The organism is Brenneria sp. g21c3, from assembly GCF_040240345.1.
GTDB lineage: Bacteria > Pseudomonadota > Gammaproteobacteria > Enterobacterales > Enterobacteriaceae > Brenneria.
The window spans coordinates 260,353-286,356 of sequence record NZ_JBEIAB010000006.1 but is presented as its reverse complement, the minus strand read 5'-3'; the positions used below and the strand labels follow the sequence as shown (position 1 = coordinate 286,356).

General features: G+C 53.2%; 18 protein-coding genes and 1 pseudogene. 7 read left to right on the top strand and 12 right to left on the bottom strand.

The window, feature by feature from the left end; all coding sequences use genetic code 11:
- Positions 1 to 546: 546 nt before the first annotated feature.
- Together ABRZ28_RS12415 and artJ are read left to right on the top strand one after the other, a co-directional pair.
- A pseudogene (locus tag ABRZ28_RS12415) lies at positions 547 to 630 on the top strand (arginine ABC transporter ATP-binding protein ArtP); the annotation flags it as partial.
- Positions 631 to 712: 82 nt separating this feature from the next.
- Positions 713 to 1,441, top strand: coding sequence for an arginine ABC transporter substrate-binding protein (gene artJ, locus ABRZ28_RS12410; protein WP_330520385.1), 729 nt, complete (start codon positions 713 to 715; stop codon positions 1,439 to 1,441).
- Between the two features lie 104 nt (positions 1,442 to 1,545).
- Here the strand turns inward: artJ and ABRZ28_RS12405 are convergent, their stop codons facing one another.
- The 7 genes from ABRZ28_RS12405 to rlmKL form a co-directional block, all read right to left on the bottom strand.
- On the bottom strand, positions 1,546 to 2,379 hold the full coding sequence (locus ABRZ28_RS12405) for an MBL fold metallo-hydrolase (RefSeq protein ID WP_319602933.1): 834 nt from the start codon (positions 2,377 to 2,379) through the stop codon (positions 1,546 to 1,548).
- 515 nt (positions 2,380 to 2,894) lie between these two features.
- Entirely contained in the window at positions 2,895 to 3,062 is a 168-nt protein-coding gene (gene rmf / locus ABRZ28_RS12400) for a ribosome modulation factor (RefSeq protein WP_319602720.1), read from the bottom strand.
- A 258-nt stretch (positions 3,063 to 3,320) separates the two neighbouring features.
- Complete coding sequence (gene pqiC / locus ABRZ28_RS12395) at positions 3,321 to 3,884, bottom strand: membrane integrity-associated transporter subunit PqiC (RefSeq protein ID WP_330520384.1); 564 nt, start codon at positions 3,882 to 3,884, stop codon at positions 3,321 to 3,323.
- Positions 3,881 to 5,524 carry an intermembrane transport protein PqiB gene (gene pqiB, locus ABRZ28_RS12390; RefSeq protein WP_319602722.1) on the bottom strand — a complete coding sequence of 548 codons (1,644 nt, stop codon included), beginning with the start codon at positions 5,522 to 5,524 and terminating at the stop codon, positions 3,881 to 3,883. Before pqiB ends, pqiC begins: the two co-directional genes overlap by 4 nt.
- Complete coding sequence (gene pqiA, locus ABRZ28_RS12385) at positions 5,511 to 6,782, bottom strand: membrane integrity-associated transporter subunit PqiA (RefSeq protein WP_319602723.1); 1,272 nt, start codon at positions 6,780 to 6,782, stop codon at positions 5,511 to 5,513. Before pqiA ends, pqiB begins: the two co-directional genes overlap by 14 nt.
- A 61-nt stretch (positions 6,783 to 6,843) precedes the next feature.
- Positions 6,844 to 8,757 (bottom strand): ABC transporter ATP-binding protein, encoded by a 1,914-nt coding sequence (locus ABRZ28_RS12380; RefSeq protein ID WP_330520383.1) that lies wholly within the window; start codon positions 8,755 to 8,757, stop codon positions 6,844 to 6,846.
- Positions 8,758 to 8,762: 5 nt separating this feature from the next.
- Positions 8,763 to 10,880: a bifunctional 23S rRNA (guanine(2069)-N(7))-methyltransferase RlmK/23S rRNA (guanine(2445)-N(2))-methyltransferase RlmL gene (gene rlmKL / locus ABRZ28_RS12375; protein ID WP_330520382.1), complete on the bottom strand. Its 2,118-nt coding sequence runs from the start codon at positions 10,878 to 10,880 to the stop codon at positions 8,763 to 8,765.
- A 97-nt stretch (positions 10,881 to 10,977) separates the two neighbouring features.
- On the opposite strand from rlmKL, the gene ABRZ28_RS12370 reads away from it, so the two are divergent.
- Positions 10,978 to 12,081 (top strand): YcbX family protein, encoded by a 1,104-nt coding sequence (locus ABRZ28_RS12370; RefSeq protein WP_330520381.1) that lies wholly within the window; start codon positions 10,978 to 10,980, stop codon positions 12,079 to 12,081.
- Between the two features lie 11 nt (positions 12,082 to 12,092).
- On the opposite strand, the gene ABRZ28_RS12365 is transcribed toward ABRZ28_RS12370, so the two are convergent.
- The 3 genes from ABRZ28_RS12365 to pepN form a co-directional block, all read right to left on the bottom strand.
- Positions 12,093 to 12,662 (bottom strand): cell division protein ZapC, encoded by a 570-nt coding sequence (locus tag ABRZ28_RS12365; protein WP_330520380.1) that lies wholly within the window; start codon positions 12,660 to 12,662, stop codon positions 12,093 to 12,095.
- 176 nt (positions 12,663 to 12,838) lie between these two features.
- The gene (gene pyrD, locus ABRZ28_RS12360; RefSeq protein ID WP_330520379.1) at positions 12,839 to 13,849 is read right to left on the bottom strand and encodes a quinone-dependent dihydroorotate dehydrogenase; all 1,011 of its coding nucleotides are present in this window, start codon (positions 13,847 to 13,849) and stop codon (positions 12,839 to 12,841) included.
- 298 nt (positions 13,850 to 14,147) lie between these two features.
- Positions 14,148 to 16,763 (bottom strand): aminopeptidase N, encoded by a 2,616-nt coding sequence (pepN, locus tag ABRZ28_RS12355; protein WP_330520378.1) that lies wholly within the window; start codon positions 16,761 to 16,763, stop codon positions 14,148 to 14,150.
- A gap of 233 nt (positions 16,764 to 16,996) precedes the next feature.
- Here pepN and pncB point away from each other — a divergent pair, with 233 nt between their 5' ends.
- From pncB to ABRZ28_RS12335, 4 genes are all read left to right on the top strand, one after another.
- Positions 16,997 to 18,202, top strand: a complete 1,206-nt coding sequence (gene pncB / locus ABRZ28_RS12350; protein WP_330520377.1) for a nicotinate phosphoribosyltransferase — start codon at positions 16,997 to 16,999, stop codon at positions 18,200 to 18,202.
- A 277-nt stretch (positions 18,203 to 18,479) separates the two neighbouring features.
- Positions 18,480 to 19,880 carry an asparagine--tRNA ligase gene (gene asnS / locus ABRZ28_RS12345; protein WP_319602732.1) on the top strand — a complete coding sequence of 467 codons (1,401 nt, stop codon included), beginning with the start codon at positions 18,480 to 18,482 and terminating at the stop codon, positions 19,878 to 19,880.
- A 292-nt stretch (positions 19,881 to 20,172) separates the two neighbouring features.
- Positions 20,173 to 21,264, top strand: a complete 1,092-nt coding sequence (locus ABRZ28_RS12340) for a porin (RefSeq protein ID WP_330520375.1) — start codon at positions 20,173 to 20,175, stop codon at positions 21,262 to 21,264.
- A gap of 879 nt (positions 21,265 to 22,143) precedes the next feature.
- On the top strand, positions 22,144 to 23,334 hold the full coding sequence (locus ABRZ28_RS12335) for an amino acid aminotransferase (RefSeq protein ID WP_330520374.1): 1,191 nt from the start codon (positions 22,144 to 22,146) through the stop codon (positions 23,332 to 23,334).
- Between the two features lie 75 nt (positions 23,335 to 23,409).
- On the opposite strand, the gene ABRZ28_RS12330 is transcribed toward ABRZ28_RS12335, so the two are convergent.
- Together ABRZ28_RS12330 and ABRZ28_RS12325 are read right to left on the bottom strand one after the other, a co-directional pair.
- Entirely contained in the window at positions 23,410 to 25,134 is a 1,725-nt protein-coding gene (locus ABRZ28_RS12330) for a type III effector HrpK domain-containing protein (protein WP_442878687.1), read from the bottom strand.
- A 212-nt stretch (positions 25,135 to 25,346) separates the two neighbouring features.
- The gene (locus ABRZ28_RS12325; RefSeq protein ID WP_319602736.1) at positions 25,347 to 25,982 is read right to left on the bottom strand and encodes an MBL fold metallo-hydrolase; all 636 of its coding nucleotides are present in this window, start codon (positions 25,980 to 25,982) and stop codon (positions 25,347 to 25,349) included.
- Positions 25,983 to 26,004 lie beyond the last annotated feature (22 nt).

Below are 26,004 nucleotides of genomic sequence, written 5' to 3'. Positions count from 1 at the left end.
GAGTCAATCCCGCCGCAAGTCAGGGGCGTTTTCTTTTATATATTGATGGACTGATAAGAAACCTCGCCAGGGTTCGACAAAACGGCAGGAACGCCGTTTTGGACCGCCAACGGCGGCCCGCAGGGCGAGCGCCACGGAAGGCGCGAGTCAATCCTGACGCAAGTCAGGGGCGTTTTCTTTTATACGTTGATGGACTGATAAGAAACCTCGTCAGGGCTCGACAAAACGGCAGGAACGCCGTTTTGGACCGCCAACGGCGGCCCGCAGGGCGAGCGCCACGAAAGGCGCGAGTCAATCCCGCCGCAAGTCTCGTTCTATTTTACCTCTGCCGCGACTGCTGAATAAAGAAATCAGCAATTATCCGTCTGATTTATTCTCCGCCCGACAAAACCATTCGCTTATTCGGAAAACGAAAATACTCAACTGAAATATAACTATAAAAATAGATTATTAGTAAATTACAATACGTATTGATTATAGAAATACTTTTTTGCCGTTATAAAGATATTGATGCCTGTTTATTTCTCGCGCATGAGCATTTAATGAATCGGCATTAACTGTTTCTATAACGCGCATCAGGCGCTATTTGATATTAATTTACTCTGTCCGTCAGGGGATACGCGGGTATTAACCGATTCCGAAAGTTTCCCCGGTTTCGGACAGCAGAATGCGCCGATTATTTATCATATTAATTGCTATCAGGAAGATAATAATGAAAAAATTGATTTTCGCCGCCTTGCTGGCGGGATACAGCCTCTCTGTCGGCGCCGCCGAAACCATCCGTTTCGCGACGGAAGCCTCTTATGCGCCATTCGAATTTATTGATGCCGATAATAAAATACAAGGGTTTGATATCGACCTGGCGAATGCGCTGTGTAAAGAGATGCGGGTCACCTGCACGTTCACCAATCAGGCATTCAACGGCTTGGTTCCCGGTCTGAATTATCGCCGTTTTGATGCGGTTATCGCCGGCATGGACATCGCGCCGGAGCGGCAGAAGCAGGTCAGCTTTACCCAGCCGTATTATGATAACTCGGCGTTATTCATCGCGCAGAAAGGTAAATATCCCGCTATTGATGCGCTGAAAGGCAAACGCGTCGGCGTGCAAAATGGCACCACGTACCAGAAATATCTACAGGAACAATACGCCGATATCACCACGGTACCCTATGACAGCCATCAAAATGCCGTGCTGGATCTGAAAAGCGGTCGTCTGGACGCCGTTTTCAGCGATACCGCGGTGATCAATGAATGGCTGAAGCATAACCCGACGCTCGCCGCCCTGGGCGATAAAATCACCGATAAAGACTACTTCGGCATCGGTCTGGGTATCGCGGTTCGCAAGGGCAACGAGGAACTGGCGAACAAATTCAATGTCGCGCTCGATAAAATTAGACAGAACGGCCGCTACCAGGCCATCTATGAAAAGTGGTTCCCGTAGTAATCCGATACACCATGACTAACCCCCTCTTTTTCCTCAGCGCCGCCGGGATAACCGTCGGCCTGATTGTTTGTCGTCAGGGAAACCCCAGTTGGAAACGCTATTCAATAAAAATCAAATACGGATCCGGTGCCGACCTCCGCAACATTTGCGGTCTTTGATAAAGCTATTTTCGCGGCGAGATCGGTGCAATGGCAGGGATAAATAACGCGAGCATTCAATGAGGAAAAAAATTGGGCGGTAAAATCAAGCTGTTCCCTCTCCGCGTTCAAAAGATGGAAGCCGCCGATAACAGATTGTATTTTTTCCTGTTTGAAAAAGGTCATGCCGTAATCGATAATATTACAGACGCCGGAATGCGAACATCCCGTAATAATCACCAGCCCCTCTTTGCCGTTATACGCCAGGGCGCTATCATCACGCACAGAATCAGAAACATATTTGCCGTCCACGCCGCGACATTCACCGATCGTTTCTTGCGCTTCAAAAGGGTTCAGCCGCGGAATTTCACCTAAAAAGAACAGTTCGTCGCCGAGGCAAAAAGGTTCCGTTGTGTTAATAACGTTGAAAAAAGGGGGTAATGAATCCGGCGTCAGCAAACTTCCAATGACGTTTTTATTTTCACATTTTTTAAACCACGCTTCGGGATGAGCAATAATCTGTATCTCTTTTTCAGGGAGGAAATTGATTTTATTGTAATACTGGATTAAATGCATTAACCCCCAGGTATGATCATTGTGGCCATGAGAAAACACGATATAGTCTAACTTACGCAGATCAATCCCCATAGAGAGCGCATTGAGAATAAAAGCGTCTGAATAGCCGGTATCAAAGAGAATACTTTTCCCTTCCTGTTCTATCAGATAGCAAACGCCGGGCTCGCCAATCAGATAGGTATCAATTAATGTATTATTGTCGACCAGAATCGTTATTTTCATCATCGAATTTCAATTATAAGTATATAGCCAATAAATATAACAGTACGAATTTAATCAGTTAAAAAACCTGTTACTTCAACACGTTACTGAACCCGCCATTTAGAACAACTCGACAGCGAAAAATTGAACAGCGTATCCCGAAATTCGCATATATATATACGAAATGGCGATAATCCCTACATGCGTGTTCATCATTTTTACCCGCGTTCTATCGCATTTAAATTCGAATGCAACAGCAATAAAACCTAAAGTTCCCTATTCACTATACATGCCAATTCGGTTCGGTTATAGCCCTCTTTATCCAGAATGAATAGTTTTTCTGTCGGTAATTTGAATAACGTTTTCGTCTCTCAGCAAAAAAACGCGTGATATTGTCGTCATTTTGTCATTATTAATGGCCGAACCGTCAGGCAGCCCTTTGACCAGCAAAATCAGAGGACAGCGCCCGTCAAGGCGCACCATAAAAAAAGCCCCCGCCAATGCGGAGGCTACTCCCTGTTTAACGACAAGGCGAGTTAAGCCGTTACCGCCTTGTCCTCCATGGCCTTGCGCCAGCCTCCCAACCAGTAAGACCGCGCATTTAAAGATTGATAGGGACAAAGCTCCCTTGGTCTGCCGGAAATACCTGCTTGATAACCACGTGAATGAGCCCTTTCGAGGCGATCGCGTTTCTGTCTCTTCATGCCTTATTTCCCTCATTATTTATCTGGTGGAAAAAAAACAGTGATTACTTTCTAGGCAATCACAGCTTATGAATAGCCATTACGACGCCAAAGATCAAGGCGCAAAATTCACGCCAATGTCACATTTATGAACTAAAATAAGAATTTTCCCCAAAGCAAACAGCAGCGCCGGCGCAAGGAAAAGAACAAAAAAATAAAGCCTCTGAAAGAGATAGGCTACTTCACCTACCCTCTCAGAGGCTCCGTTAAGGACGGGGATTAATCTGCGGCGGCGACTTGCCGGGCGATGGATTGAGCAACTTGCCGCCATCCCTGAGACAGGGTTCTTACCAACGCGTCATAACCATCTTCGGACTGCGGCAGCACGACATGAAACGGTTGCTTGAACACCCGGCCATGATGATTCAGCACCCACTCGCCGCCGATCACCACCTTGCCGTCATAACGCCCGTGAAACGCGGTTACCGACACATTCAGCACCGACTGTTCGCCGCCCTGCGGCTGCGTCGTTACCAGCCATCCCGGCATCCCACGGCTTAAATCGGCCACCAGCGATTGCTGAAGCTGTTGATCCAGCGGACTGGCCCACAAATTATTACTGGCTATAACGTATTGCACATCGTTGGTCTGGTAAACCAAACCCGAACTCGCCAGATAATCCGCCACGCTGACGTGCTCCAGCCACAGTTGCTGACCGGTCGCCGTTTTCTCAACCGACGCAACCTCGTCAGGCGTTGACGGTAACTGATAATAGGTTTTTTGCGAGTTGCCGCTACAGGCGCTCAGCAGCAGCGCCAGCGCCAGAGTCCATCCTTTCATCATTGTTTTGCCTTTTTCGGTTGAGGATCTTCACTGCCCGATGCCTCAAACACCAGAGCATTACTCTTTTCATTTAAGGTACGCAGTACGGGTTGCAGTTCACGCAGAACCTGATCCAGGCGTTGCATATCCGCCACCATCTTATTGTAGGCCGGCGAGCCGGGCTGGAAGCCCTTCATGCTGCGATTCAGTTCAAGTAAGGTCTTCTGCATATCCTGCGGCAAATCCTGCATGGCCTTGCTGGCGGTGATCTTATTCAGCGAAGCCAGCGTTTTTTGCATTTCCCGTAGCGTTGCCTGACTTTCCGCCAGCGTTTGCGTCGCTTGATTCACCATCGGATTTAACGGTAATCCATTAACCTTATCCAATATCGCCATCAGCTTTTGCTGAATCTGCGTCAGTCCGCCGCTCACGGTCGGCAGCACCGGGTAGCCGTCGATGGTGACCAGCTTGCCGTTGGATTTTTCCCGCGGATAGAAATCAATATCGATAAACAGCGAGCCGGTCAGCATATTGGCGCTTTTTAACGCCGCCCGTAATCCCTGCGGTTGAGACTGGGACAGATGCTGTTCAAAGTTGAAGTCGTTGCCCAGATCCTTGGCGAAACGGCCCGGTTCAATGCGAATAAGCACCGGGATGCGGTAATCGTTATCAATATCCTGTTTCAGATCCTTGGTGAAAAACGGCACCTGAGCTACCGTCCCCAACCGAATGCCGCGGAATTCAACCGGCGCGCCCGGCTGCAAACCGCGTACCGATTCGTTGAAAAACATCAGGTACTCCTTGTATTCGGTATACAGGGAATCCTGAATGCTATGTTGATCGTCAAACAGGGTATATTCGGCCAGCGGCTTGGCGACCTCGCCCTGCTCCCAGCCTGACGGCACATCAAAGCTGACGCCGCCGCTGAACAGCGTGGCTAACGACCCCATCTCCACCCGCATCCCCTGGGCGGACATATCGAACGCGACGCCGCTGTCCTTCCAGAAACGGACATTGCTGGTCACCAGAATGTCGTAAGGCGCGGAGATAAACAGCTGATAGCGAATTTTACGCGCCTTGGGGTCAAACTCGCTGGTTTCAACCGTCCCCACCCGATAGCCGCGGAACAACACCGGGTCGCCGGCATTCAACTGACCTGACTGTTCGCTATCAAGAACAATACGAATGCCTTTGGCATCGGGAGATGCCAAAGGCGGCGTATCAAGCAGCCTGAATTCCTTTTTCTCTTCGCCGTGCGAACCCGGCTGGATCTCGATATAAACGCCTGACAGCAAGGTACCCAGACCGGAAATTCCCGAGCGTCCCACCTGCGGTTTCACCACCCAGAACGCCGAATCTTCCTTCAAAAGCTTATCCATATCATCATGCAGACGCGCCTTGATTTCCACGCGGTGGAGGTCGTCGCTCAGTTCGACGCTTTCCACCACGCCGACCTCGACGCTGCGGCTTTTGATCGTCGTTTTCCCCGCCTCGATGCCTTCGGCATTACTGGTGATCAGGGTAACCTGCGGCCCCTGATGGCTGAAATGATAAAATAATATCCACGCGCCAATCAGCACCGTAACGATGGGAACAATCCAGACCGGCGACCAGCGTTTAATCGTTTCTACATCCGCAACGGCGTATTTATCTTTCGTCAACGGAGGACTCCTTATGAAAAACTTCACGGCGATCCCACAGTAGCCGGGGATCAAATGTCATAGCAGCAACCATAGTCAGAATCACCACGGAAGCAAACAACACGGCGCCGATCGCAGGATAAATGCTCATCAGTCGCCCGATTCGCACCAGAGCCGACAGCACGGCGATAACAAATACATCGATCATCGACCAGCGGCCGACGAACTCCACGATTTCATACACTACGTGCAAACGCTCGCGATCGCGTTTTTCTCTGCCATGCGTGCTCCAGCATAACCAGCCTAACGCCACCATCTTCAGCGTCGGCACCATGATGCTGGCGATAAAAATCACCATCGCCACCGGATATGAGCCAGTACCCCACAGCAGGATCACTCCCGCCATAATCGTCGATCCGGTCTGATTTCCCAGCGATTCCGTCACCATGATAGGCATCAGATTCGAGGGAATATAAAGCATAATCGAGGTGATCAGCAGCGCCATCGTCCACTGTAAACTATGCTTCCTGCGGGCATATCCGCGGCTGCGGCAACGCGGGCAAACCCGTTGATCCGCAGGGAGTATCGCCGTGCAGCACGGGCAGGATCGCAGTCCTTGCGACAGCCCGCTGTCGCCCGTGCGCGGCAGCGCCGGCAACGCCGGCGGCGGCGCGATATCATTCCATAGCCAGCGGCGATCCAGGCTTTGAAACGCCAGCAATTGCAACACGCAAAACAGCATAAAAGGCATAAAGCTGGTGCCGATGCCGATATCCCCGTAAGCCATCAGCTTGACGAAACTGACCAGCACGCCGGCCAGAAAAATCTCCGCCATGCCCCAGCTTTTCAGCAGAAACAGCGCCTTGCCCATGATTTTTTTCAATGGCAACGGCAACGAGGCATGCAGGCAGAGCAAAATCACCGTCAACATGCTCAAGGCGGGAACAAGCTGCACAAACAGCATGAAGAGAGTCGCGACGCTGACATAATCCTCCGCCGCCATCACTTTAGGGATTTCACCCAGCGTGATTTCACTGGTTATCCCGGCGACCCGCATATTCACGAAGGGGAACAAGTTGGCCACCAGCAGCATAAATAATGCGCTGAATGCGTAACCAAGCGGCCGATTCCGCGGTTCCGCCTGCTTACTGGTTAATGCGGTTTTACAACGAGGACAAACCGCTTTTTGACCATGCGACAATCGCGGCAGTTCGACCATCAGGTCGCACTGCGGACACAGCATATAGTCATCATGTTGATGATGGTCATGGGAACACACTGCCAGCCGCCTCCTTTGGCCTGACGCCGCTTACAGCGCGCGCAGGCCGTCTATTGCAAAATTAACCGTTTTTTTGCGCTTCGAGTAACTCCCAGCGTTCAAAACAGGATTCCAGCATTTTTTCAGTTTCAGCCAATGCGGTCAGCACCTGCTGTGTTTCTGCATGCGGGCGGCTAAAGAAGTCAGGATCATTCATTTGCGTTTGCAGCTCTGCTATCTGCTGTTCCAGCTGTTCTATTTGCAACGGCAACTGATCCAGCTCGCGCTGCTGGTTATAGCTCAGTTTAGCCGTATTGCGTTTAGCGGGCTGTGCGGTTCGTCCGTCGGCGGGCGAAGACGATGACGCCGACGCTTCGGCAACGGTGCGCAAAGGCGTCGATTCGGCGCGTTGCCTCTGGGCGTCATAATAGCCGCCGACATAACGGGAGACGTTGCCGTCGCCGGCAAAGATCCAACATTCCGTCACCGAGTTATCGACAAACTGCCGATCGTGGCTCACCAGCAACACCGTCCCTTGATAACCGTCGATCAGCTCTTCCAGCAGTTCCAGCGTTTCCACATCCAGATCGTTGGTGGGTTCATCGAGGATCAGCAAATTACTGGGCTTCAGGAACAAACGCGCCAGCAATAAACGGTTGCGCTCCCCGCCGGATAAGGCTTTGACTGGCGTCATCGCCCGTTTGGGATGAAACAGAAAATCCTGCAAATAACCGAGCACATGACGCGGACGGCCATTCACCATGACTTCCTGTTTTCCTTCCGTCAGGTTGTCCATCACGGTACGCTCAGGATCAAGCTCGGCCCGGTGCTGATCGAAATAAGCCACTTCCAGTTTGGTGCCGCAGTGAATTCGACCGCGGGTCGGCGCCAGTTCGCCCAGCATCAGCTTGAGCAGCGTGGTTTTACCGCAGCCGTTCGGCCCGACCAGCGCAATTTTATCGCCGCGTTGTACCTGCGCCGAGAAATTGCGGATCAATACTTTATTATCGATCTGATAATCAACATCTTCCAGCTCAAAGACAATTTTCCCGGAGCGCGCCGCTTCTTCCACCTGCATTTTCGCCGAGCCCATGACTTCCCGACGCTGCGAACGTTCCTGGCGCATCGCTTTCAGCGCGCGCACCCGGCCTTCATTTCGCGTGCGCCTGGCCTTAATCCCCTGACGGATCCAGACTTCTTCCTGCGCCAGCTTGCGATCGAACTCCGCATTTTGCAGATCCTCCACCCGCAGCGCTTCTTCTTTCCCCGCCAGATACTTGTCGTAATTTCCCGGCCACGACACCAGCTTGCCGCGATCTAAATCGACAATGCGGGTCGCCATATTGCGGATAAAGGAACGGTCATGGGAAATGAACACAATGCTGCCCTGAAAGGTTTTCAGGAAGGTTTCCAGCCAGTCGATGGTTTCGATATCCAGATGGTTGGTCGGTTCATCCAGCAGCAGCACCCTGGGGGAACTGACCAGCGCTCGCCCCAGCGCCGCTTTACGCAACCAGCCGCCGGACAGCGACGCCAGCGGCGCATCGGCCTTCAGTCCCAACTGTTCCAGCACCTCATGAATGCGGCTTTCCAATTGCCACAGTCCCTGATGCTCCAGGATATCCTGCAACTTGGCCAACTGATTCATATTCTTTTCGCTGGGGTCGGTTTCAACCAGACGCAGCGTGGCGTGATAATCTTTCAGATAATCCGCCTGGGCGGCCACGCCCTCGGCGACGAAATCAAAGATAGTGCCGGCGACATCGCGCGGCGGATCCTGTTGCAGCCGGGCGACGATCAAATCCTGCTCATAGGTGATCCGCCCGTCATCCAGCGGAATTTCCTTCGCCAGTATTTTCAGCAGCGTCGACTTGCCCGCGCCATTGCGGCCGACCAGACAAACGCGTTCGTTTTCTTCAATATGAAGTTCCGTGTTATCCAACAGTGGGGCATCGCTGAATGACAGCCATGCGCCCGATACACTGATTAATGACATCGCTATTACTTTTCCTCGCCGGCATGCTCTAGCAGCCAGCAGTTGTGAATTTGACGGTTACGGGCAAAATCCTGTGACTGCGTACGGTCGGTGATCTCTTTCGCCGTCAGACCTAACGCCGTCAATCCCGCTATATCCATCTGGAATCCGCGTTTATTATTGGAAAACATGATCGTCCCGCCCCGACGCAACAAGCGCTTGAGATCTTTCATCAACGTCAGATGATCGCGCTGGACGTCAAACGAATCTTCCATCCGTTTGGAGTTGGAAAACGTCGGGGGATCGATGAAAATCACGTCAAACTGTTCATTGGCCTCGCGCAGCCACGACAGGCAGTCCGCGTGGATCAGCCGGTGCTGACGCCCGGTCAGACCGTTGGCCCGCAGATTCTTTTCCGCCCACTCCAGATAGGTGCGCGACATATCCACGGTGGTGGTGCTGCGCGCCCCGCCCAATCCGGCATGCACGCTGGCGCTGCCGGTATAGGCGAACAAATTGAGAAAATCTTTGCCCTGACTCATTTCGCCCAGCATTTTGCGGGCGATACGGTGATCGAGGAACAACCCGGTATCCAGATAATCCGTCAGATTGACCCACAGCTTGGCGTTATACTCTTCTACCAGCAAAAATTCGCCTTTCTGCGCCAGTTTTTCATACTGGCTTTTCCCTTTCTGACGCTCGCGCGTCTTCAGGATCAACCGATTCGACGGCAGTTCCAGCACGCTCAGCGTGGCATTAATGACGTCGAACAGGCGCTGACGCGCTTTCTGCGCGTCGATGGTTTTCGGCGGCGCATACTCCTGCACCACGACCCAACTGGCGTAACGATCGACCGCCACATTGTATTCTGGCAGATCGGCGTCATACAGGCGGTAGCATTCGATACCCTGCTGGCGCGCCCACTTATCCAGCTTGCGCATGTTTTTACGCAGGCGGTTGGCGAAATCCTCCGCAATCTGTCCGCCGCCGCTCCCCTGACTCTCCGCCAACTGATAATTTTTCTGCACGCAGTCCAACGGGCCGTTTTTCGCTTTGAACTGACGCTCGGCGCGCAATTGCAGGCAGCTGAGCAATTCCGGCGAGGCGCTGAACAGCGACAACTGCCAGCCGCCGAACTCGCTTTTCATCTTGCGCCCCAGCATATTGTGCAGCGCGATCAGCGCCGGTTCGCTCTCCAGGCGTTCACCATACGGCGGGTTGCTGACGATGGTGCCTTCCGGCCCTGCCGGCAACGGATTTTGCAACTGCACGGCGTCTTTTACGCTGAACGTAATTAACTCGCCCACGCCGGCGCGACGCGCATTGGCTTGGGCAATGTCAATCACCCGACGATCGTTATCCGAACCAAAGAAGCGGGAAGTCGTATCCCGCAATCCCTGGCGCGCGCGTTGCTGCGCCTCCGTGGTGATGTCGCGCCACAGCTGCGCGTCATGCTGTAGCCAGGCGTTAAATCCCCAATGGGTGCGATGCAAACCGGGCGCGCGATCGGCGGCCATCATCGCGGCTTCAATCAACAACGTGCCGGAACCACACATCGGATCGACCAGCGGCGTGCCTTGCCGCCATCCTGAGCGCAAGACGATCGCCGCAGCCAGATTTTCTTTCAACGGCGCCAGTCCGGCCCGATCGCGATAACCGCGTTGATGCAACCCCTCGCCGCTGAGATCCAAAGACACACTGGCGGTATCACGCTGTAAAAAAACATTGATGCGGATATCGGGCTGCTGTTTAGCCACATCGGGACGCTGCCCTGTCTTGCGGCTGAAGCTGTCCACAATCGCGTCTTTTACTTTTAAAGCGCCATACTGACTATTGCGGATCTCTTCATTGGTGCCGGTAAAATGCACGGCAAAGGTTTTGTCCACGCTGAAAATCGTCGACCAGTCAATCGCCTGCACGCCCAGATACAAATCCAGATCGCTGTGTACCTTGAATTCATTCAGCGGCAGCAAAATACGCGATGCCAGCCGACTCCACAGCAGGCTTTGATACAGTAAGCGATTATCACCCTGAAAATGCACCCCGCCTTGCACCACGGCACAGGCCTGAGCGCCCAGCGCTTCAAGCTCACTTTTTAATAATTCTTCCAGACCACGGGCCGTGCTGGCAAACAGAGCATTCATATCGTCGATATCACCAATAAAGAAAATTGAGGCGCATTATAGCTAATCCGTGACGCTTGTCATAAAGTTGCCGTTTTACTTCCACAAGGAGTACAAGGTGATTGGCGTCACGCGGCTTTATATTCATCCGGTAAAATCCATGCGCGGGTTGCAGTTGTCCCATGCCCTCGCGTCTGCGAGCGGTCTGGCGCATGACCGCGCCTTTATGATCACGGAAACCGACGGAACCTTTATCACCGCCCGCCAGTATCCCCAGATGGTGCTGTTCACCCCGGCGTTGCTGCCGGACGGTTTGTTTATTTCAGCCCCTGACGGTCAAAGCGCCGGCATCCGCTTTACGGATTTCATCAGCGCGCCGCAGCCAACGGAAGTCTGGGGCAACCACTTTACGGCGCAAATCGCCCCCGATGTTATCAATCATTGGCTAAGCCGCTATTTCAAGCGCCAGGTGCAATTACGCTGGGTAGGCAACGAACCGTCCCGTCGGGTAAACAAACATCCTGAGGTGCCGCTCTCTTTTGCCGACGGCTACCCTTTTTTATTGATCAATGAAGCCTCTTTCCAGTTGCTTCGCCAACGCTGTCCGGCGGGCATCAACCTGGCACAGTTCCGCCCTAATCTGACCATCGCGGGCGCTGCGGCGTTTGCCGAAGACAGTTGGCGGACCATTCGCATCGGCGACGTGATTTTCGATGTGGTTAAACCCTGTAGCCGCTGCGTTCTGACCACGGTCAGTCTTGAGCGCGGCAAAAAACATCCCGCGGGCGAGCCGCTGACGACGCTACGGTCGTTTCGCACCGCGGAAAACGGCGATATTGATTTTGGTCAGAATCTGATTGCCCGCAATACCGGTTTGATTCGGGTTGGCGATACGCTGGAAGTGCTGGCGAGCAAACCACCCAGAATCTATGGCGGCGGCAAAACGGATGAATCTCTTCCCGCCCCGCGGCAAGACGAACAAAGAGTCGTTATTGAGTATCAGGGAAAAAGCCTGCCGGGAAATAATCAGCAAATCCTGCTGGAACAGCTGGAGCAACAGGGAATTCGCATTCCTTATTCCTGCCGCGCCGGGGTTTGCGGCTGTTGTAAGCTGACTTTAGTCAGTGGCGAAGTGTCACCGCTGAAGAAAAACGCAATCGGCGAAAATAGCGAAATCCTCGCCTGTAGCTGCATACCGAAAAGCGATATCAGCCTGCGCTAAGCTTGTCGATGTTAAACCACTTTGGCATACCGTACAGGCGATACGCCCTGATTATCGGCATCCTCGATAGCGACCGGTAATAATCTGTCATGCATGATTTTTATCGCATCGCCGAGGATCATTCTTTTGTTATTAAGCTCAAGGTGTTCCTGCGCCAGCAAACACAGGCTGGCTTTATCGCTCGCTTCCGCGACCAAAAAACAGGCCGTATCATGATTTTCCGTTAATTGCGCCTGCACAATGTCACCCGCTTGCGGGGTAAAGGAATTACTTGAAGGCTGCTGTACGAAATGCCAACTCTTGGGCATCAGCGGTTTAAGAAAACGACAGGCGACCAGCGCATTCAATATTAATTCGCCCTGAAGATCCCGGCTCAACGCCATCTTGCGGCATTTCTCGTTATAGGTGAAAAACAGCGCCGCATCTTCAACACAGAACGCGCTTTCATTAAACGCATCCGGCGTTAACATTTTAGACGGAAAGCGAGAACGGAATAACATGCCATTGGCAAGATCCAACATCAGCCGATCGTGTTCAGTATCAAAATACCAGCGCCAATTATCGTCAGGTTTTAACTTCATATTATTCTACCCTTCGTTTCTTACTGTCGATTACACCAATATCGGAAACGGCTGATTGCAAAATGCTGCAATAAAAACCCGGCAGGTGTTGATAAATTTATGCACGAAAACGGATAAAATATAGACTAGCCGGGGGAATAAATAAACCCCCGGAGATAAATGAATCAGCGAAATGATTAAATATGTGTAACGATCTCTTTAATCAGGCCCGGTCCACGAAAAATAAAACCGGAATATATCTGAATCAGCGTCGCGCCCGCGTCGAGTTTTTCACGGGCGGCAATCAGTGAATCAATCCCGCCGACGCCGATAATCGGCAGACGGCCCGCTAATTCCTGAGATAAGCGACGGATAATTTCCGTGCTCTGCAACTGTAAAGGACGACCGCTTAATCCTCCGGTCTGCCCGCAGTGATTTAATCCCTGGATCAGTTTTCTATCGAGCGTGGTATTGGTGGCAATCACGCCATCAATATTATGGCGCACTAAACTATCCGCTATTTGGATCAATTCCGCTTCAGAAAGATCCGGCGCGATCTTCACCGTTACCGGGACATATTTCTGATATTTCTCATTTAACTCTGCCTGTTTATTCTTTATAGACAGTAAAAGATCGTCCAACGCCTCGCCATATTGCAGGCTGCGCAATCCCGGCGTATTGGGTGAAGAAATATTTATTGCGATATAACCCGCATGCGCATAGATCTTATCCATACAGATCAGATAATCGTCTTTCCCCTGCTCGACCGGCGTATCTTTATTTTTGCCGATATTGATCCCTAATACGCCGCCAAAGCGTGATTTTTTTACATTCTCAACCAGGTAATCGACGCCCTGATTATTAAATCCCATCCGATTAATCAATCCTTCCGCTTCAACAATACGGAACAGTCGCGGCTTATCATTGCCGGCCTGCGGACGCGGCGTGACGGTACCCACCTCAATGAAACCAAATCCCATGGCGCCCAGCGCATCGATACAGTCGCCGTCTTTATCCAGACCGGCGGCCAGACCCAGCGGATTTTTAAATGACAGTCCCATACAGTTTACGGGTTTGGTGGGAACTGATTGTCGGACGAGAAATTCAAAAGGCGTGTGGGTAATACGGCGTAATTGTTGGAAGGTCAGTTCGTGTGCTCGTTCTGGATCGAACTGAAATAAGGCTTTCCTGATAACGGGATAGAACATATCGTCTCCTGAGATCCCAATCGCAAATAAATAAAGTCAGAATACTCTTTAGCGTTGGGCGGAAATGGTAATTCCATCAGGCAGGAAAGTAAAACGATTGCGCACGGAGGCTTGCGCTATTCCTTCTCGGGCAGGAATAGCGCAGGCGGGGAGCTTTCGCTGAAACCATTGGCTGCCATCGGCTGATTCCCGCCTGCGCGGGAATCACGGATTTGAATTCGTTATCACCCATGGCGACTTGGTCAATGATCTAACGCAGACCAAAGGGCTTGCGTAGAGATCAATATCGAACCCTGCTTTAATCCTGCAACGCCTTGCCGATTTTCTCGAACAGATCGCCGGACAGGTTATCCAGCGTTTTTAACTGCTCCAGCGCCTGACGCATCAGCGCCTGGCGTCCGGCGTCATAGCGTTTTAAACGGATCAACGGCTCGATCAGGCGCGCGGCGACCTGCGGGTTGCGCGTGTTGAGGTCGGTAAGCACCTCCGTCAGGAAGCGATAGCCGCTGCCGTCTTGCGCATGGAACGCCGCAGGGTTGGATGCGGTAAAGGCGCCGATCAGCGAACGCAAACGGTTTGGATTATTCAAACTGAACGAACGATGTTGCAACAGCGCGCGCACCCGCGCAAGCACATCGGCCGCCGGGCTGGTCGCCTGCAAGACAAACCATTTATCCATGACTAACCCATCCTGATGCCAGCGATCGTCAAAACGGCGCAGCAGTTCATCCCGCGCCGGTAACTGCGCGCTCACCGCCGCGGACAGCGCCGCCAGCGAGTCGGTCATATTATCGGCCTGCTGATACTGCGCGGCCACCAGCTTGTCGGCCTGGGCGGCGTCGCCGAACGCCAGATAGTAGAGACACGCATTGCGCAACGCGCGTTTGCCGATGTCCTCATGCGCGATGCGGTATTGCGGCACCTGATTGTTGCGATAAACCGCCAGCCATTCATCCGCCATTTCTTTCGCCATCGCCCGCACCAGGCCATCGCGTACGGCGGCAATGGCGACAGGATCGATGATCTCAAACAGTTCGGCGATTTCATTTTCACTCGGCAACGTCAGGATCTGCGACGCCAGCATCGGATCCAGATTCTCATCCAGCAAGATCGCGCGGAAAGCATCGATGACATGCATCGGCAGAGAAAGCGGCTGCTTTTGCTGATAGCGCGCCACATTCAGACGAATGTAGTTCGCCAACAGGCTTTGCGCCGCGTCCCAGCGAGAAAATGCATTGCTGGCGTGACGCATCAGGAATGTCAGTTGATCGTCGCTCCAGGCGTAATTGAGTTTTACCGGCGCGGAGAACTCACGCAATAAAGAAGGCACCGGTTGGCAAGGCACCTGATCGAAAACAAAGGTTTGTTGCGCCTCGGTGACGTTCAACACCGAAGACAACGTCTCGCCGTTGCTTTGCAGCGGGATCGCCTGCCCGCCCTCATCATACAGTTCGATATCCAGCGGGATGTGCAGCGGCTGTTTTACTTGTTTGTCGGCGCCTACCGGCGTCATCTGACTGACGGTCAGGGTGTATTGCCGGGACTGCGCATCGTAGTCGTCGCGGACCGTCAGCACCGGCGTGCCTGACTGGCTGTACCAGCGGCGGAACAACGCGAGATCCACGCCGGAAGCGTCTTCCATCGCCTGCACAAAATCGTCGCAGGTCGCCGCGCTGCCGTCATGACGTTCAAAATAAAGGCGCATGCCTGCCTGGAATTTCTCCTCGCCCAGCAGGGTATGCATCATGCGGATCACTTCCGCGCCTTTTTCATACACGGTCAGCGTATAGAAGTTATTCATTTCTATCACCTGATCGGGTCGTATCGGGTGCGACATCGGGCTGGCGTCTTCGGCGAACTGCGCCCCGCGCATTACCCGGACATTATCGATCCGATTAACCGGGCGCGATCCCAGATCCGAACTGAATTCCTGATCGCGGAAAACCGTCAGACCTTCTTTCAGACTGAGCTGGAACCAGTCGCGGCAGGTGACGCGGTTGCCGGTCCAGTTGTGGAAATATTCGTGACCGATCACCGCTTCAATATTCAGGTAGTCTTTATCCGTTGCGGTTTCGGCCTTCGCCAGCACGTATTTGGAGTTAAAGACATTCAGGCCTTTATTTTCCATCGCGCCCATATTGAAGAAGTCCACCGCGACAATCATGTAAATGTCGAGGTCATACTCCAGCCCAAAGCGGGTTTCATCCCACTTCATGGCATTTTTCAATGATGTCATCGCCCAACCGGCGCGATCCAGATTACCGCGATCGACATAGAGCTCCAGCGCCACATCGCGGCCGGAACGGGTGGTAAAACGATCCTGCAAAACGTCAAAATCCCCGGCGACCAACGCGAACAGATAGCAGGGTTTCGGGAAAGGATCCTGCCATTCGATCCAATGGCGCCCATCATCCAGATCGCCCTGGGCGATACGGTTGCCGTTAGATAACAAGTAGGGATAACGCGCTTTGTCCGCGGTAATGCGGGTGGTGAATTTCGCCAGCACGTCCGGGCGATCGAGGTAATAGGTAATGTGGCGGAAACCTTCCGCCTCGCACTGCGTACACAGCGCTTCGCCGGACTGGTACAACCCTTCCAGCGCGCTATTGGCCGCCGGATTGATTTCCGTTTCGATGCTTAGCGTGAACTCGGCGGGCAACTGCGTCAGCAATAACCCGCCATCCAATTCCTGATAATGGGGCCATGACGAGCCATCAACATGCAGACTCAGCAGCGTCAGGCCTTCGCCATCCAGCTTCAGCGGCGCGCCCGGCTCGCCTTGCCGCACGACCCGGCTCACCGCTTTTACCTTGGTTTTCTCCGCATGCAGGTCGAAATTCAGCGCAATGTCCGTAATAGTGTAATCCGGCGCCCGGTAATCTTGGCGATATTTCACTTGTGGCTGTTGATTCATATAAAGTTTTCACCTCGTCATAAGCTTCAGGAACCCAGTCTATGCCTGTTACGTCAATGTTACCACGACAAAATAATGAGAATAATAATCCCGACAGAGCACGTTTGAATCTCGCGTTAGGCACCCCAATATGTTGTGATAAGGTATTATTTGCAGAAGCAAGGTATACTGATCGAACCTTGCCGATTGTCCCGACGATGGACATACGTCTAACGAGGATGCTGTAACGCATTATGACTTTACACTCTCCCCCGATTCTAACGTCGTTACTGGATACCGACGCCTATAAGCTGCATATGCAACAGGCGGTGTACCACCATTATTATCATGTCGATGTCGCAGCGGAATTCCGCTGCCGCAGTGACGAATTGTTAGGAATCTATGCTGAAGAGATAACCGAGCAGGTGGCGCTGATGCGTTTCCTGGCATTGAGCGACGACGAATATCGCTATCTTTCCTCTCTGCCTTTCTTTGAGCAGGATTATCTCGATTGGTTGCGTCAATTCCGTTTCGATCCACAGCAGGTCAGCATCAAAAATCACCACGGACAACTGGATATCCGCATCGCCGGACCGTGGCGCGAAGTGATTTTATGGGAAGTCCCCTTGCTGGCCGTGATTAGCGAGGTCGTGCATCGCAATCGTTCGCCCCAGGTCGGCCCTGAGCAGGCGATCGAGCAATTGCAAAAAACGCTGGCGCGCTTTCGCACCCTCAGCGCGGATATCGATACCCGCCATTTTAAACTGATGGATTTCGGCACTCGTCGCCGCTTCTCCCGTGAGGTACAGCAAGCGATCGTCGGTACGTTGCAGGCCGAGTTTCCTTATTTAATCGGCACCAGCAACTATGACCTGGCCCACCGGTTAGCATTGACGCCCGTCGGCACGCAGGCTCATGAGTGGTTTCAGGCTCACCAGCGCATCAGTCAGGAGCTTGCCAACAGCCAGCGCGCCGCCTTGCAGATGTGGCTGCACGAATACCCCGATCAATTAGGCATCGCGCTGACGGATTGCATTACGATGGATGCATTCCTGCGTGATTTCGACTATCCGTTCGCCAATGCTTACCAGGGACTACGCCATGACTCCGGCGATCCCATCGACTGGGGCGAAAAGGCCATCGCGCATTATCAGCGTTTGAACATCGACCCGTTAAGCAAAACGCTGGTGTTCTCCGATAATTTAAACCTCGAAAAATCCCTCGATATCTACCGCCATTTCTGGCGGCGGATCAATCTGGTGTTCGGTATAGGCACGCGGCTGACCTGTGATATTCCGGGCGTAAATCCGTTGAATATCGTCATTAAACTGGTGGAGTGCAACGGTAAACCGGTGGCGAAGCTTTCCGACAGCCCCGGTAAAACCATTTGTCAGGATCAGGCCTTTGTCTCCGAATTACGCAAAGCGTTTGACTTACCGCGCATCAGAAAGGCCAGTTAAGCGCCGCACATACCTCCAGGCTGTTTAATCTTTGACCCACTGCCGCCGGAATGCATAAAACTTATGACATTCCGGCGATTTCTACTTGTGTCCTGCCTGACGGCAAGTAACATAGCAAAACCCCAATATTTCCGGTCGCTGACAACCGTTAATCCGCCGATCGCTTAGCGCGTTATGCCTGCGTGGGCGGGGATCGCCGAGAAGGCAAGGCGGCAACGGCCAACGATCGATTGGGGCCGTGACGTTTTTAAACCTTATTAATTGAAGAGAGAATTTTATGAGCGTAGTGCCTGTAGTCGACGTACTGCAAGGCCGTGTCGCCGTTGACAGCGAAGTCACCGTGCGCGGCTGGGTACGTACCCGGAGAGATTCTAAAGCCGGTATCTCCTTTGTTGCCGTTTATGACGGCTCCTGCTTTAATCCATTACAGGCGGTAGTTAATAATAATCTTTCTAATTATCAAGAAGATGTTCTGCATCTGACCACCGGCTGCTCGGTTGAAGTCACGGGCAAGGTGGTCGCCTCCCCCGGCGAAGGACAGAGTTTCGAATTACAGGCTTCCGCGGTCAACGTGATCGGCTGGGTTGACGATCCCGATACCTACCCGATGGCGGCCAAACGCCATAGCATCGAATATTTACGCGAAGTGGCGCATTTACGTCCCCGCACCAATCTTATCGGCGCCGTAGCTCGCGTTCGCCATACGCTGGCGCAGGCGATCCACCGTTTCTTTAACGAAAATGGTTACTTCTGGGTGTCGACGCCGCTGATCACCGCCTCCGATACCGAAGGCGCCGGCGAGATGTTTCGGGTTTCCACGCTCGATCTGGAAAACCTGCCGCGTACCGAGCAGGGAAAAGTGGATTTCAGCGAGGACTTTTTCGGTAAAGAAGCCTTTCTGACGGTTTCCGGTCAGTTGAATGGCGAAACCTACGCCTGCGCGCTTTCCAAAGTGTATACCTTCGGACCGACTTTCCGCGCCGAGAACTCCAACACCAGCCGTCATCTGGCGGAATTCTGGATGATTGAACCTGAAGTGGCTTTCGCCTCGCTGGACGATATCGCCGGATTGGCGGAAAATCTGTTGAAATATGTATTCCAGGCCGTGCTGAATGAACGTGCCGATGATATGGCGTTTTTTGCCCAGCGCGTGGATAAAGAAGCCGTCAGCCGGCTGGAAAGCTTCATCCACTCCGATTTCGCCCAGGTCGATTACACCGATGCGGTTGAGATTCTGCTTAACTGCGGCCAGACATTCGAAAATCCGGTTTACTGGGGCGTCGATCTCTCTTCCGAACACGAGCGTTATCTGGCGGAAAAACATTTCAAAGCGCCGGTGGTGGTGAAAAATTATCCGAAAGACATCAAAGCGTTCTACATGCGGATGAACGACGACGGCAAGACGGTCGCCGCCATGGATGTATTGGCGCCGGGCATCGGTGAAATTATCGGCGGTTCCCAGCGTGAAGAGCGTCTGGAGCAGCTCGATCGTCGTCTGGAAGAGATGGGACTGAATAAAGAAGACTACTGGTGGTATCGCGATCTGCGTCGCTACGGCACCATTCCGCACTCAGGTTTCGGGTTGGGCTTCGAACGTCTGGTTGCCTATGTTACAGGCGTACAAAATGTGCGCGATGTTATCCCCTTCCCGCGTACACCGAGGAACGCCAGTTTCTAAATAAAAATTTAATATAAGTAAAACAAATATGTAGAAAAGAAGAGCCGAGAATTTCGGCTCTTTTTTTTAAACTTAGAGATTTCTCACAAAGTTCCCTATTTTTTACATTTTGAAATACATTTTTTCTATTTGTTACCCGATTACGAAGTTAGTATCATTTTCGAGGTAGATTAACGAGCCTGTGAATGGAAAACTGCGTTCAGACACAGGACGACACCAAACTTTCAGGAATAGTTCCCCAGAATTATTTATGGCAGTGGCAGGTGTCCTAATAACACCAATGAGGGTAATAATGATGAAGCGCAATATTCTTGCAGTGGTAATCCCGGCTCTGTTAGCAGCTGGTGCAGCAAATGCAGCGGAAGTTTACAATAAAGACGGCAACAAGCTGGATGTTTACGGTCGTGCAGAAGCTCGTTATGAATTCGTAGACCAGGATAACGGCGACGGTAACTCTGATAAAACCCGTGCTCGTCTGGGTGTTCGCGGTGAAACTCAGATCACCGATCAACTGACCGGCTATGGTCGTTATGAATTACAGTTTGGCGCGACTAAAAACGATCACAACGGTGTTGATACCCGTCTGGCGTTCGCCGGTCTGAAATTCGCCGATTACGGCTCTCTGGATTTCGGGCGTAATGCCGGTATCCTGCGCGGCGCGATTGACTACACCGATATCCTGCCGAACTACAGCGGCGACTTCGGCGGCACCGACCACTTCCTGACCGACCGTTCCAGCGGCGTGTTGACCTACCGCAACACTGATTTCTTCGGTCTGGTGGACGGCCTGAACTTTGGTTTGCAGTATGTTGAAAAAGATGAATCTGCTGGTTCCAGTATTCGTTTTAATAACGGTACTGCGTTCCAAGATTTTGAAGAAGACACTCCTCATGGCGACGGCTGGGGTACTTCCGTAAGCTATGACTCCGATATCGGTCTGGGCGTCATCGCCACCTATGCTTCCGTTGATCGCGCTTCGCACACTCAAGGGGACGTTTCCGGTCAGAAAGCCGACACCATCATCGGCGGCGTGAAATACGATGCCAACAGCGTTTACCTGGCTGCGATTTATGGTCAGTCCCGCAACCTGGCCGCTTACAGTGGCGTATGGGCGGATAAAACCAAATTCTTCGAAGTCAGCGCTGCCTACAACTTTGACTTCGGCTTGACGCCGTCGATCATCTATTCTCAGGCGAAAGCAGATAACGACACCGCTCAAATTGACGATTACAGCAGCAAATATGTTGCCCTGTCCGCTGATTATGCGTTCAACAAGAATATCAACACCTATGCCGTCTACAAAATCAACCTGATTGACAGCGATAACAAATACGGCGTCAGCGACGACGACGCAGTATTTGTTGGTCTGAAATATCAGTTCTAAGTTGATTATGTATGTAACGGTCTGACCGTTCATTATGCATCGTAAAGGCAGCGCTTCGGCGCTGCTTTTTTATTGTATGACCAAACAGTGCTGATAAATTTTCCTCCACCAGCGCTCGTTACGCTATAGCACTGGCTATGATCCCCGCCGATCACCCCCTTCCGTCATTCCCGCGTAGGCGGGAATCACTCAATGACTATCCACGGTTCCAGCAAGCGATCCCCGCCTACCGCCGCGGGGATGACGGGATGGAGAGCTGCGGGGATGACGGGGTGTTCGCGGGCATGGCGGAACTCCCACCGGCGTCATTCCCGCGTAGGCGGGAATCACTCAATGACTACCCACGGTTTCAGCAAGCGATCCCCGCCTACCGCCGCGGGGATGACGGAATGGAGGGCTGCGGGGATGACGGGGTGTTCGCGGGCATGACGGGACTCCCACCGGCGTCATTCCCGCGTAGGCGGGAATCACTTAATGACTCCCCACGGTTCCAGCAAGCGATCCCCGCCTACCGCCGCGGGGATGACGGAATGGAGAGCTGCGGGGATGACGGGATGGAGGGCTGCGGGGATGACGGGGTGCTAGCGGGCATGACGGGGTGCTGGCGGGCATGACGGGACTCCCACCAGCGTCATGCCCGCGTAGGCGGAATCACTTAATGACTACCCACGGTTCCAGCAAGCGATCCCCGCCTACCGCCGCGGGGATGACGGAATGGAGGGCCGTGGGGATGGCGGAATGGAGGGTTGCGAGAATGGCGCAGATACCAAGATTCCCTTTCTTTTATTTTTTTTAGCCCAGCGGTTGGCAAAGCCTTTTACTGGCGTTAATCTGGAAATTCGTGCTTAACCCCTCTGCATGCTATGGAATACATAATCAATGTTTGAAAATATCTCTGCCGCACCTGCCGACCCCATTCTTGGGTTGGCCGATCTTTTCCGCGCCGATGAGCGTCCGCATAAAATCAATCTGGGTATTGGTGTTTATAAAGATGAAACGGGTAAAACGCCGGTGTTAACCAGCGTGAAAAAAGCAGAACAATATCTATTAGAAAACGAAACCAGCAAAAACTATCTGAGCATTGACGGTCTGCCCGCCTTCGGTCAATGCACGCAAGCACTGCTGTTCGGCAAAGAAAACAGCATCATCGCCGACAAACGCGCCCGCACCGCGCAAACGCCGGGCGGTACCGGCGGCTTGCGCGTGGCCGCCGATTTTCTGGCCAAACAAACCAGCGCAAAACGTATTTGGATCAGCAATCCAAGCTGGCCGAACCATAAAAATATTTTCTCCGGCGCCGGTCTGGAAGTGTGTGAATATCGCTACTACGACGCCGCCAACCACGCGCTGGACTTCGATGGCATAGTAAGCAGCCTCGCGGCGGCCCAGGCGGGCGATGTCGTACTGTTCCACGGCTGTTGCCATAACCCGAGCGGTATTGATCCCAGCGCGGAACAGTGGTCGCAACTGGCCGAGCTTTCCGTTGCCAAAGGCTGGTTGCCGCTGTTTGATTTCGCCTATCAGGGCTTTGCCCACGGGCTGGAAGAAGATGCGCAAGGCCTGAGGATCTTTGCCGAGCGGCATAAAGAGCTGATCGTTTGCAGTTCTTACTCCAAAAACTTTGGTTTGTATAATGAACGCGTGGGCGCCTGTACTTTGGTTGCCGCCGATACGGCCACCGCCGATAAAGTTTTCAGCCAGGTGAAAGCGGTCATTCGCGCCAATTACTCCAATCCGCCGTCGCACGGCGCCGCCGTTGTCGCCACTATCCTGTCTAATGATGCGCTGCGGGCCATCTGGGAGCAGGAACTGACGGCCATGCGCGAACGCATTCAACGGATGCGTCAGCTGTTCGTCAATACGCTACAGGAGAAAGGGGCCAAACAGGACTTCTCGTTCATTATCAATCAGAACGGTATGTTCTCCTTCAGCGGCCTGAATAAAGAGCAGGTTTTACGTTTACGCGACGATTTCGGCGTTTATGCCGTAAACTCCGGGCGTATCAACGTGGCGGGCATGACGCCGGAAAATATGGCTCCGCTGTGTGAAGCCATTGTCGCCGTGCTATAACGTATTGAGATAAGCATGAATAAAGCCGGCTTTGACGCTGGCTTTATTATTTATGGGTTCCGGTACGCAGGCTATTCAGCGCGGCTTGCTAATATTGAATTGCTCCAAAACGGGATTCACCGTGCGGGCGAAATCCGCACGACGATGCCTTAACTTACTTTTAGCGTTGAAAAAGCCGACCAGATCGGCAATCCCCATTCCCAGCGCAAGCGCCCCGCTCACAGCCCAACCGACGGGACCGGCCGCCGCCCCTACCGCGGATGCGGCGGCGGCCCCCGCGGCCTCGCCGGCGATTGCGCCGACAACTTTACCGGCCACCGCCGCCCCCGCGCGCTCAACCAGCCCAACTACAACTTTATTACCTGCGGCTTTGGTCAGATCGGTGGTGTGCATGGATGCCTGACTAAAGCTAACGGCTTTATGCAGACCGTTTCCCGCCATGTCCAGCGCGCTTTTTATTCCGGGACGCTCGGTCTCTTTCTGCGTTGACGACAGCGGCGAATCATTTGGCGACGTCAAAAAGGCCGACGGGTCCGCTAATAACGCCTGAGACAATTCGGGGTCGGACAGTTGCAGCCGCAAAGACGCCTGAGGTACGTTCTGTTCGAAATGGCGGATGACGTCGCTATCCTGTTGCAGTGTCTCAATATGCTGCTGCAACTCCTGCTCCGTCTGCGACGTATCACGATATTGCCGTCCGGCAATCACCTGGTCGAGCGTCTGCTGGAGCTTGATCAAGGTAGCGGCTTTCTGATCGGCGTTGTAGTGCGCAGGCTGAGCAAAAACATCCTCATCCAGGCCGGAGATATCCGTTTTCGTCGCCAATCCCAGCGCGGCGGCATTATGAAAAGTGCTTGCCGCCTGTTGCGCATTCGTCGGCGCCTGATCTTTCATCCAGCTTTTGATGTCGTGCCACATTAATTTACCGTCATGCGCCACCCGGGCCAGTTTCTCGCCTTTCACATCGCCGTGCTCAAGCTCGCCAAACAGCCCAGGGTGCGACCACAGCTTGGCCGCCGAATGCAACAACGGCGACAAAGTCGGATTATCATTCACAATAGCCTGAAGATCGGTCAACGTTGAGGTGCGTTTATTCTCCATCGGTTGCGCATTGGCGGATGATTTCGCCGCATCGGCCGCCTGAATCAGCGGCTCATTGGCCAATAGCATCGCCGCCGACTGAGCCAGCCGTCGTGACTGTGCGTCAGCGTCAGGGTAGGCCTCGTTATATTCCCGCAGACTATCCCGCGCATCGCCGGCCCGTTTCTCCATATTTTTAATAAAACTTTTGATATCCCGGCGAGAGATAAAACCATCCGCTTTGCCGCCATCCCTGCCGGTATCCAACGCGGTCAGCAACGCCGGATTCTGACGGATGTACGCCATCGCCTTATCGGCATCCGCGCCTCCGTCGAGCAGCATCTGCGCCGCCGCCAGCGGGCGGTTCAACTTTTGCGCCGCCGCGCCCCTTTCTCCTTCGGGTAAGTCGCCGACCAGGGGTTGCCACTTATTCAACGCTTTTGTAATGCTGTAGCGGGATTGATCGAGAAAGCCGCCGTCGATGACTTGCTCTGCGCCGGCGCGGGGTAAATGCGTTTTCTCCGCGGGCGCCGATGTAACCGGATGGCGTATTGGATGAACATTGACAGACGAAGCCGGCGAGTGAACAGTTTGACCAAACTCAATGCTCCCCCCCGACGCAGACGTCGTGCGGGCCAATGGCGCAGCGACGTCATGCGTATTAACCGGCACGCCCGGCCAGACATTACCGCTGCCATTGATTCGATTTACCACATCCATTCTCCTTGTTAACCAATAACGCCCGTATTCTCTGGGTGATAAAACACGGCGGTGAGTTCCCGTTGCGTTTTCAGTAATCGCTCAGGCAGGCGGATGGCGGCAAATACCGGGATGGGGAAAATAGGTTGGCGCAAACTCGCGGAGAATGAATAGCATCAGGCCAGCCGCTTAAGCCAGCTGACGGGCCTAAGCGACTTAATCATTGCAGGTAACTACAATCCCCTGAGAAACGGGTTGGTCTTGCGCTCCTGACCCAATGTCGACATCGGGCCATGACCGGGAATAAAGGCGACATCGTCGCCCAGCGGCAAGAGTTTGTTGCGAATCGATGCAATCAGCGCCTGATGGTCGCCCTGGGGAAAATCACTGCGCCCTACGCCGCCGTTAAAGATCACATCGCCGACTTGCGCCAGACGCGACGCCGCGTCAAAGAAGACAATATGCCCGGGCGTGTGGCCAGGACAATGCAACACGGCCAGCTTTACGTCGCCGATCTTGACCTCATCCCCTTCTTTTAACCAGCGGGTAGGCTTGAGCGCCTGACAGTCGCTTAAGCCAAACATGCGACTCTGCGCCGGCAGTCCGTCCAGCCAAAACTCATCTTCAACCTGCGGCCCCAGGATCGGCGCCTGATAGAATTCAGCCAGCTCAGCCGCTGCGCCTACGTGATCCAAATGGCCGTGGGTAAGCAAAATCTGCTTAACGGTAATTCCCGCCTGGGCGACTGCTTGTTTGATTTTCTCCGCTTCCCCGCCCGGATCGACGATGGCCGCTTCGTGGGTATTCTCGCACCATAATAGCGTGCAGTTTTGGCTGAATGCCGTAACGGGGACGATTTGATACTTCATACCACTCCAAATAACCTCATAG

Bases quoted from the DNA above. Each gene is read 5' to 3' on its own strand.
- artJ (WP_330520385.1), top strand. From the start codon at position 713: ATGAAAAAATTGATTTTCGCCGCCTTGCTGGCGGGATACAGCCTCTCT.
- ABRZ28_RS12405 (WP_319602933.1), bottom strand. From the start codon at position 2,379: ATGAAAATAACGATTCTGGTCGACAATAATACATTAATTGATACCTAT.
- rmf (WP_319602720.1), bottom strand. From the start codon at position 3,062: ATGAAGAGACAGAAACGCGATCGCCTCGAAAGGGCTCATTCACGTGGT.
- pqiC (WP_330520384.1), bottom strand. From the start codon at position 3,884: ATGATGAAAGGATGGACTCTGGCGCTGGCGCTGCTGCTGAGCGCCTGT.
- ABRZ28_RS12380 (WP_330520383.1), bottom strand. From the start codon at position 8,757: ATGTCATTAATCAGTGTATCGGGCGCATGGCTGTCATTCAGCGATGCC.
- rlmKL (WP_330520382.1), bottom strand. From the start codon at position 10,880: ATGAATGCTCTGTTTGCCAGCACGGCCCGTGGTCTGGAAGAATTATTA.
- ABRZ28_RS12365 (WP_330520380.1), bottom strand. From the start codon at position 12,662: ATGAAGTTAAAACCTGACGATAATTGGCGCTGGTATTTTGATACTGAA.
- pyrD (WP_330520379.1), bottom strand. From the start codon at position 13,849: ATGTTCTATCCCGTTATCAGGAAAGCCTTATTTCAGTTCGATCCAGAA.
- pepN (WP_330520378.1), bottom strand. From the start codon at position 16,763: ATGAATCAACAGCCACAAGTGAAATATCGCCAAGATTACCGGGCGCCG.
- pncB (WP_330520377.1), top strand. From the start codon at position 16,997: ATGACTTTACACTCTCCCCCGATTCTAACGTCGTTACTGGATACCGAC.
- asnS (WP_319602732.1), top strand. From the start codon at position 18,480: ATGAGCGTAGTGCCTGTAGTCGACGTACTGCAAGGCCGTGTCGCCGTT.
- ABRZ28_RS12340 (WP_330520375.1), top strand. From the start codon at position 20,173: ATGATGAAGCGCAATATTCTTGCAGTGGTAATCCCGGCTCTGTTAGCA.
- ABRZ28_RS12335 (WP_330520374.1), top strand. From the start codon at position 22,144: ATGTTTGAAAATATCTCTGCCGCACCTGCCGACCCCATTCTTGGGTTG.
- ABRZ28_RS12330 (WP_442878687.1), bottom strand. From the start codon at position 25,134: ATGGATGTGGTAAATCGAATCAATGGCAGCGGTAATGTCTGGCCGGGC.
- ABRZ28_RS12325 (WP_319602736.1), bottom strand. From the start codon at position 25,982: ATGAAGTATCAAATCGTCCCCGTTACGGCATTCAGCCAAAACTGCACG.